The organism is Acetobacter sicerae (genome assembly GCF_011516765.1).
Classification (GTDB): domain Bacteria; phylum Pseudomonadota; class Alphaproteobacteria; order Acetobacterales; family Acetobacteraceae; genus Acetobacter; species Acetobacter sicerae.
The window spans coordinates 1-1,039 of the sequence record NZ_JAAABN010000075.1 but is presented as its reverse complement, the minus strand read 5'-3'; the positions used below and the strand labels follow the sequence as shown (position 1 = coordinate 1,039).

Genomic DNA, 1,039 nt, shown 5'->3' with positions numbered 1-1,039 from the left:
GCTTGAAAGGCATCTAATATCCGCGATTAGGCAGCCATCCAGAATAGATAGTGCGCTCCAGTAGAAGGCTCTCCGAACAAGGCTCGACATCTTTATTTCTCTTTTCTCTGACAGTAGCGAACGACTGGCTACTAAGTAGAACCTTCACTGAATCTGCCGGAACCACGACCGACATGCTATTCGGTATACGAAGATGGTCTCCGTCTCGAATGGGCTCGTTCACCTCATGTGCTAATTCGTGATCGCGCGTTACCTGCACAGAGTCAGTGTATTGAGCAGAGTGAATGCCAAGCAATTTGACAAAAGTATTTTCCCGCTGCCGCCAATAGGTCTGAGTTTGCAAATACTCATTGTTATCGGCGAAGTGGCGTGGCCCTTGATCAATAAGTCGTAAGTCGCTGGATGGCGTCCTGTAAACGAAAATCGGAGATCCTGAGAGACCCGGCCGGGACTTCATATCGAATAGATGCGCTGGCCGAAGTGTTCTAGCGTAATTAATTAGTGCTCCGGGATCGGCCATCAGACTTACATTACCGAAGCGTCCCGTGATGACATTACGTCTGGTCCCAGGGAGACTGGAGAATAAGCCGAGTGCAAGTCCGTCTTCGCCCATGCCGATTTGGTAATAGTCGATGACCTGTTTATCAGCCAGCCAACTGTCATGCATGACAACGATCTCGTCATTATCGTTGATCCTCTCAGTTATATCCACAGCAGCAACATCATCTACTTCACTGAAGGTCCATTCAGAAGGATCTAATTCGATATAGCGACTTCCACCATCTTTAGTGTTTAAGCGAATTATAGAGCCACCGCTCCTGACAACATGAGCGGCGGTAACAGCATAGGTATCCCGGGTAAACTGCTGTTGCGGATCATAGCGCGGATGGTTGTGCCCAATTAGAACACCACTACCTAAGACCTCACGCGAACCATCTATTCGAGGATTATCCCCAAATAGAAACACGACTGTCGATTGCATTCGAGGGCTGAAGCGTGGCATTCGTAACACCGTTCGTTGAGGGGAATGTCTCCAAAA

General features: G+C 48.6%; 1 protein-coding gene. It reads right to left on the bottom strand.

The window, feature by feature from the left end:
- Positions 1–13: 13 nt before the first annotated feature.
- Positions 14–1,039 (bottom strand): hypothetical protein (locus tag GVI59_RS18660; RefSeq protein WP_206752389.1); only part of this gene is annotated, 1,026 nt, incomplete at its 5' end.